The sequence below is a fragment of the Streptomyces longispororuber genome, assembly GCF_024448165.1.
In the GTDB taxonomy this organism is placed as follows: Bacteria; Actinomycetota; Actinomycetes; order Streptomycetales; family Streptomycetaceae; genus Streptomyces; species Streptomyces longispororuber_A.
This window is the reverse complement of the sequence record NZ_JAMOLN010000137.1, coordinates 20,914-27,794: the sequence shown is the minus strand read 5'-3', so window position 1 is coordinate 27,794 and position 6,881 is coordinate 20,914. Positions and strand designations below refer to the sequence as shown.

The window sequence follows — 6,881 nt, the reverse complement described above, 5'->3', positions numbered from 1 at the left end:
GCCCGCCCCCTCTCCGAGTGGCCGGTGTCGCGAATCCGGTGGGCCGGGGCGATCCGCTGGAGGCCGCGTACTTGCTGGCCTCGCGGTACGGGATGCGGGCCGAGGACGCGTACGACGCGGTGAGTTCGGCGGCGCGGGCGGCGCTCGGGCTGCCGGAGGTGCGGGTGGAGGCGGGGTTCCCCGCGGAGCTGCTCGCGGTGCGGGGCGACCGGCTGGCGGGGGCGCTGTCGCTCGCGTACAGCCGGATCGTCGTGCACCGGGGGCGGGTCGTGGCACGGACCAGCGCGGTGCGGGAGTACTGCGACTCGGCCGCCGCGGTCGCGCTCGACCTGCCGCGGCAGGGGCGGGCGGCCAAGCACGGGGGCGGCGGGCCCGCGTAGCCGCCTCCCGCGTTCCTTCGCGTGCGCGCGCGTGCTCACCCGTGGGCGAACACGCGCGCGCACGTACTGACTTGATGGGCCGTCAGAAGTCGTCGTCCAGCGGGTCGAAGGAGTCCGAGCCGCCGGCGCCGGCTCCGAACGGGCCGCCCAGCATGAGCCCGTCAGGGGAGACTTCGGTGGCGCCCGACGGGGCCTTCAGGACGTCGGAGCCGGCCTCGCCGAACTTCATGTAGAGCGGCACCTTCGCGCCCCGGGAGTCGTCCGCCAGGGTCGCGACGTCCAGGGAGACGCGGGTCAGGGCGCCGTCCTTGATGGCGAAGTCGACGGCCACCTTCTTGTTCGGCGCGTCCTTGAGGTCCTTGGCGGTGGGGAGTTCGGCGCCTTCGGGCAGCTCGTCGGCGAGCGGGCGCAGCCGGTCGAAGACGTCGGTCAGGAGCGCGCGGAAGGACGCCTTGGCGGTGACGTGGTCGGTGCCGTTCTTGGTGCCCTTGTCGGTGAAGGTCACGTTGCGCGTGAGGGCACCGCGTACGGCCTTCATGATCTTCTTCTGGGTCGCGGAGTCCAGGGAGTCGGACGACGCCTTCTTGTCGTTCTTGCCGCTCTCGCCGTTCTTGCCGCTCCCGGCGGCGCCGCTCTCCTTGAGGCCCTCGGTGAGGTCGTCGGTCCTGAACTTGACCCACTTGCCCTCGACGACGTTCCGCAGGGCCTCGCCCTCCTCGCCCTTGGGGAGCTCGTCGGCGGTGGGTGCCGGGAAGCCCGCGAGCTTCGAGAAGGCGTCCAGGTTCATGCGGTAGTACGTGAAGTCGCCGACGAGGCGGTACTCCGCGAGCATGCCGTCCGGGCCCGTCACCTTCAGGCCCGCGCCGACGATGTCCTTCTCGCCCGAGTCGGCCAGCGGCTTCTTGGAGCGCACGGAGAAGCTGATGCGGGACTGTGTGAACGCCTTGGCCATCTGCGGCGGCAGCGGCTCCTCGTCGGACTGCGCGAGCTTCGTGAGGGCCGCGGGCGTGGCGTCGAGGCCCAACTCCAGGGACAGCGAGGTGCGTTCGCCCAGCTTGTCCGCGGCGCGGTCGATCTTCTGGGCCGCGGTGAGGTTCTCGACGGTGCCGCAGGCCGCGGTCGTCGCGAGCAGCAGGACGGTGCAGCCCGCCGCGGTGAGGGTGGTGGTACGTATGACGTTGATGTCCGGCTCCCGTGTTCCACCGCGGCCGGGATGGAGCCGCGGTACCCATGTGACCCGCGAGCCGCCCACATGGTTGCGCGGTGAACTGTTCGCGTCGGGCGTACGGTCGGAGACATGCGCATTGTCATTGCTGGGGGTCATGGTCAGATCGCGCTGCGGCTGGAGCGGCTGCTCTCCGCGCGCGGGGACGAGGTCGCAGGGATCATCCGCAGGCCCGAGCAGGGTGACGACCTGCGGGCCGCCGGTGCGGAGCCGGTCCTGTGCGACCTGGAGTCGGCGTCCGTGGAGGAGGTCGCGGCGCATCTGCAGGGCGCGGACGCGGCCGTCTTCGCGGCGGGCGCCGGTCCGGGCAGCAGCGTCGACCGCAAGGACACCGTGGACCGGGACGCCGCCGTGCTGTTCGCGGACGCGGCGGAGCGGGCCGGGGTGCGGCGGTACGTCGTGGTGTCGTCGATGGGCGCGGACGCCGCGCACCAGGGCGACGACGTCTTCGACGTCTATCTGCGGGCCAAGGGCGCGGCGGACGACAACGTACGCGCGCGTGCCGGCCTGGACTGGACGGTCCTGCGGCCCGGGCAGCTGACGAACGACGCCGGCAAGGGGCTCGTCCGTCTGGAGGCCTCCACCGGGCGCGGGCCCGTGCCGCGCGACGACGTGGCCGCGGTCCTGGCGGAGCTGGTGGACACGCCGGCCACGGCCGGGCTCACCCTGGAACTCGTCTCGGGCTCCGCCCCTGTGTCGGTCGCGGTGAAGTCGGTCGCCGGCAACTGATCCCGTACGGTCCCGGCGGCGCGCCACGACACTGCCGGGAGGGCCTCGGGACAGCGGCGTCCTCAGAGCAGCGGCGCCCTCAGAACAGCGGCATCTGGCCGGGCACGTGCGGCACGACGTAGCCGTCGAGCGCGTCCTGGACCGCGCCGAGCTGGGCCTGGCGGCGGGAGCCGGGGCAGGAGACGAGCTCGCCCGCGGCGCGGGCCCCGGGCGGGTCGTGGCGGGCGAAGCGGCCCCCGACGACGGCGATCTCGCGGCGGCACTCGGGGCAGTTTCGGCGGCGGGATGTGGTCGGCATGGGTTCAGTCTGCGCGGTGATCGGCGCGGGCACACGGTGAAACCCCCTCAGGAGCGTTCCTGAGGGGGTTTCCCTGGGGCGGGACCGGGCGGGGGTCGCCAAGGGCTTGGCCGGGGTCTGGCCGCGATGATCGCGCGCAGCGGCAGGCGTCGGTGGACGGGCTCCGGGCGCGGTTGACGCAGGCGTGGCCGGTCGGCCGGTCACCGGCTACCGGGCGGGTGGTTCGTCGGCGACGGTGGGCGCCCAGAGCGTCGCCGCCGAGAGGAGCGCGATCGCGGCGGCGCCCAGGAGCACGGGGACGTTGCCGAGCCACGCCGCCAGCGCGCCGCCCGCGAGGGCGCCGAGCGGGACGGTCGTCAGGAGAACCGCCTGGACGAGGCCCGCGACGCGTCCCTGCATGTCCTTCGGGGTGACCAGTTGCTGGGTGGTCGTCATGGAGACCATCCACACGGTGCCGGTCAGCCCGTACGCCACCTGGTGGGCGAGCAGCAGCGCGAAGCCCGCGCCCAGCGAGGCGGCCGGGATCAGGAACACCGCCGCACCCGCCGCGAGGCCGCACACCTGCGTGGCCCGCCACAGCCCCGCCGTGCGCGCGAAGCGTCCGGCGAGCAGCGCCCCGGCGACCGTGGCGGCGCTGTACACGGCGTACGTGGCGCCCAGCTGCCAGGCGGGGAGATCCAGTTCACGGGTGGCGTAGAAGACGTAGAGCGCGGTGGCGGCGCCGCTGCCGAGGTTCAGGCCCGTGCCCGAGAGGACCATGCGGCGCAGGCGCGGTGCGGCGCGGACGACGGCGAGGCCGGAGCGCAGCGACTCCAGCGGGGACATCGCGGCGGCCTTCAGCCGTACGTTCAGGGCGGCCGGCAGGGCGAGCACGAACAGCGCCTCCACGGCGTACGCGGCGGCGCCCGCGAACAGCGCGGGGGCCGGTCCGACGAGCCCGACCAGTACGCCGCCGAGCGCGGGCCCGCCGATCTGTCCGCTCGTCCGGGCCGCGGTCAGCGCCGAGTTGGCGCCCAGAAGCCCGTCGGGGCCGACGACGCGGGGCAGCGCGGCCTGGAGCCCGACCGAGAGCGTGAAGGTGAGGGCGCCGGAGACGACGGCGACGCCGTACAGATGCGGCCGGGTGAGCTGGCCCGCCGCGTCCGCGAGCGGCACCGAGCCGACGACGAGGGCCTGCGCCGCCGTCACCACGACGAGCAGACCGCGCAGCGGGACGCGGTCGACGAGCACCCCGGCCAGCGGACTCAGGAGCGCGCCGGGCAGATAGGTCAGCGCGAGCAGCGCGGCCGCCCCGAACGGTCCGGCGCCGAGCCCCGTCACGGCCAGCAGCGCCAGCGCGAGCGCGGTGATCTGCCGCCCCAGCGAGCTGGCGATCTGCTCGCCGCACAGCAGCACGAAGGGGCGGTGCCGCCACAGTGGGACGGTGCCCGCTTCCGTTGTCGTTCCGGTGCCCTTGCCAGGGGCGGTGGTCACCCGTCAGATCCCCGTGCAGGGCACGGGCCAGCGGCGCAGTCGTGGGGGCAGCGCCACCGCCCACCCGTCGACGACGAGCGCGAGCCGCTCCTCGGCGAGCAGCCCCGCGGCCTCCTGGTGGACGGCGTCGAGCGCGTCGAGCGGCGTGGCCTCGTGGAGCGCGTCGAAGGCGGCGAGCAGGTCGGGGTGGTCGAGGGTGAACCGGGCGGAGGCGGGGCGCTCCCTGCGGTCCATGACGGTCACGAAGTCCGGGCCGCGGCGGTGGTAGAGCATTCCGTAGGCGTGCCCGTCCCGCCAGGACGTCAACCCGGCCGGTTCGTCCGGGTGTTGGGCGGGCGGCGGCAGATGGCGCAGGGCGCGCAGCGCGGCCGGGTCATACGTACCACTTGTGGCGTCATACGTATCACTGCTGCCGTCCGCATCACTGCTGCCGTCGGACGCGGGCCGCAAGAGGTCGGACGCGGGCCGTGCGACGTCATACGTGACACGCAGCCCGAGGCTCAGGCACTCGCGCAGGAACTGGACGGCCTGCGTGACGGCGCGGCCGTCCCCGTGCAGCGGCAGCGGATCGGTGACGTGGACGTCGGTGCCCGTGACCCGGTGCGGGACGGTGGTGGGCAGCGCGGTCATCCGGCCACCGCCTCGCGGTCGACGCGGACCGGGACGGAGCGGGTGGGCAGGGCCACGTGCGTGCGGCCGTCGCCGTCCCGGAAGAGCAGGCCGAGGCCGACCGCCTCGGTGAGCCACTCCCCCAACTCCTCCAGGGAGACGTCGTGTTCGTCGCCCGTGAGTCTGCGGTGCAGGGCGGGGGCCGTGCGGCCGTCCTCCAGGTGGCGCAGGGCGGCCGCCTGCCAGCCGGTGAACCAGTAGGTGCGCTGCGGCCAGCCCTGGCGCTGGTCGTGGACGAGCAGCGTGCCCTCGTCCTCGCCGGCCGTCTCCATGACCAGCGTCGAGTCGCCGTGCCCGGCCCGCCACTGCGCGACGGCCCGCAGCAGCGCGGCCTCGGTCGCGCCGCCGATGCCCGCGTCCTCGGTGTCGAACAGGTAGACCAGATCGGCCAGCTCGTCCTCGGGCAGCTCGTAGACGTGCTGGTACATCGCCGCGGGGCGGCGCTTGCCGAAACCGAGGCCGGGGTCGGTGAAGTGCGGGCTGAACCGCTCCAGTTGGATGCGGTGGGCGCCGCCCGGGGGCTGGAGGTGGACGAGCGCGGGCAACTGGTCGAGCACGCGCGCGTAGTCCTCCGTCGTCTCGCCCGGGAAGCCGTACAGGTAGTTCCAGGTGCAGGTGATCGCGTGGTTGTCGAACTCGCGCAGCGTACGGATGTTGCGGGCGCCGCTGACGCCCTTGTCCATGAGGTCCAGGACGCGGCTGCTGAGGCTCTCGATGCCGGGCTGCAACAGGACGGCGCCCGCGGCGCTCAGCTGGGCGATCTGCTCCCGGTTGAGGTTGGACTTCACCTCGTAGTGCATCCGCAGGTCCCAGCCGCTGTCGGCGGCGCGCGGCAGGAAGTCCTTGAAGTACGCCATGTCGATGATGTTGTCGACGGTCACCACGTCGAGGATGCGGTGGCGGCGCACGAGCCGGTCGATCTCGCTCCACAGCCGCTCGCCGGGCTTGGCCCGGAAGGCCATGGCGGTGCCGTTGAGGCCGCAGAAGGTGCAGTGGTGCTTCTCGCCCCACCAGCAGCCGCGCGCGCCCTCGACGACCAGTTTCGGATAGACGTACTCGATGACGGGGGACGCCTCGATCTCCGCCTGCCATTGGTCGTAGTCGGGCGAGGGGATGTCTGCGGGAGCCACGGTCCGATGCGATTCGGTGTTGGCGCGAGACACTCGCTGCCCGTCGACCGACCCGTCCGGGCCGTCGCCCTCGTGGCCGCCCCGCCCGCGACCCCGGCCGCCCCGGTCGTCCCACCAGCACAGGCCCGGCACGTCGGCGGGCGGTGTGCCCGCGTCGAGGTGGGCGAGGAGGGCGGGGAACGCGTACTCCCCCTCGCCGCGCACGACGTGGTCGACGTAGGGGTGGTTGCGGTGCAGGGCATGGCCCATGACGCCGTCGCAGTTGCTGCCGCCGAAGACGATCGTCAACTCCGGGCGGTGGCGCTTGAGTTCACGGGCGAGGGCGAGCGAGGGAACGTTCTGCATGAAGGTGCTGGTGAACCCGACGACGTCGGGATCATGGGCGAGCACGTCGCTCGCGCAGCGCCGGACGTACTCGGCGGCATGGACCCGCATCTCGGTGACGGTGTCGATCGTGTCGCCGCACAGTTCGCGACTACGGGCGTAGTCCTGGAGCCGGGCGACGCCCCAGTCGTCGTCCTCGTACAGCACGCCGGAGAAGACCCAGTCGCCGAGCCCGTGGAAGATCGAGTCGCTGCCGATCGCCTCGTAGTCGCCGGGCCGCAGCCGTCCGCCGGAGCGTTCGAGGAGGAACTCCGCCCAGCGCAGCGAACCGTGGAACTCGCGCACCTCGTCGTCCGGGCGGACCTGCCGCAGGAGTTGATGCAGCAGGCCCACCTGGAGGGAGGGCAGATCGATCGGGTGCCAGGGCATGGTCACCAACTGAACGCGCATACCGCCCCCTCCGTGGCCGCTCAGCGGGTCGGCCGCTTCTCCATCACGGCCGGCCTGCGGTTGGTGCGCTCTTCCTCACGGATCACGGTCTTCTTGATCTCCATGCCGCCCCCTCGGACCCTCGGACTGTCGAAGGAGTGCCGATCCCGACCCTCAGAGATCGAACACCCGTATGCCATAAGGCGATTCACCCTATGGGCGCC

The 6,881-nt window shown here is 73.2% G+C and carries 6 protein-coding genes and 1 pseudogene; 2 read left to right on the top strand and 5 right to left on the bottom strand.

The genetic code is table 11. From position 1 onward, the window contains the following. Positions 1-380: pseudogene (locus M4J07_RS31580) on the top strand (hydrolase); the annotation flags it as partial. An 82-nt stretch (positions 381-462) separates the two neighbouring features. Here the strand turns inward: M4J07_RS31580 and M4J07_RS31575 are convergent. Continuing rightward, on the bottom strand, positions 463-1,704 hold the full coding sequence (locus tag M4J07_RS31575; protein ID WP_255977339.1) for a hypothetical protein: 1,242 nt from the start codon (positions 1,702-1,704) through the stop codon (positions 463-465). On the opposite strand from M4J07_RS31575, the gene M4J07_RS31570 reads away from it, so the two are divergent. Further along, positions 1,678-2,334, top strand: coding sequence for an SDR family oxidoreductase (locus M4J07_RS31570; protein WP_255977337.1), 657 nt, complete (start codon positions 1,678-1,680; stop codon positions 2,332-2,334). The two genes, M4J07_RS31575 and M4J07_RS31570, sit on opposite strands and share 27 nt — an antisense overlap. Positions 2,335-2,413: 79 nt before the next feature. Here the strand turns inward: M4J07_RS31570 and M4J07_RS31565 are convergent, their stop codons facing one another. From M4J07_RS31565 to M4J07_RS31550, 4 genes are all read right to left on the bottom strand, one after another. Then, the gene (locus tag M4J07_RS31565; protein WP_255977335.1) at positions 2,414-2,632 is read right to left on the bottom strand and encodes a hypothetical protein; all 219 of its coding nucleotides are present in this window, start codon (positions 2,630-2,632) and stop codon (positions 2,414-2,416) included. Between the two features lie 207 nt (positions 2,633-2,839). Beyond that, positions 2,840-4,105 carry an MFS transporter gene (locus M4J07_RS31560; RefSeq protein WP_255977333.1) on the bottom strand — a complete coding sequence of 422 codons (1,266 nt, stop codon included), beginning with the start codon at positions 4,103-4,105 and terminating at the stop codon, positions 2,840-2,842. 3 nt (positions 4,106-4,108) lie between these two features. Beyond that, positions 4,109-4,735, bottom strand: a complete 627-nt coding sequence (locus tag M4J07_RS31555; protein ID WP_255977331.1) for a DUF5825 family protein — start codon at positions 4,733-4,735, stop codon at positions 4,109-4,111. Continuing rightward, positions 4,732-6,678 carry a RiPP maturation radical SAM C-methyltransferase gene (locus tag M4J07_RS31550; protein WP_255977329.1) on the bottom strand — a complete coding sequence of 649 codons (1,947 nt, stop codon included), beginning with the start codon at positions 6,676-6,678 and terminating at the stop codon, positions 4,732-4,734. Before M4J07_RS31550 ends, M4J07_RS31555 begins: the two co-directional genes overlap by 4 nt. Positions 6,679-6,881 lie beyond the last annotated feature (203 nt).

What these genes read in the sequence shown, in the direction of transcription:
- M4J07_RS31570 (WP_255977337.1), top strand. Translation starts at nt 1,678, where the DNA reads ATGCGCATTGTCATTGCTGGGGGTCATGGTCAGATCGCGCTGCGGCTG.
- M4J07_RS31575 (WP_255977339.1), bottom strand. Translation starts at nt 1,704, where the DNA reads ATGACCCCCAGCAATGACAATGCGCATGTCTCCGACCGTACGCCCGAC.
- M4J07_RS31565 (WP_255977335.1), bottom strand. Translation starts at nt 2,632, where the DNA reads ATGCCGACCACATCCCGCCGCCGAAACTGCCCCGAGTGCCGCCGCGAG.
- M4J07_RS31555 (WP_255977331.1), bottom strand. Translation starts at nt 4,735, where the DNA reads ATGACCGCGCTGCCCACCACCGTCCCGCACCGGGTCACGGGCACCGAC.
- M4J07_RS31550 (WP_255977329.1), bottom strand. Translation starts at nt 6,678, where the DNA reads ATGCGCGTTCAGTTGGTGACCATGCCCTGGCACCCGATCGATCTGCCC.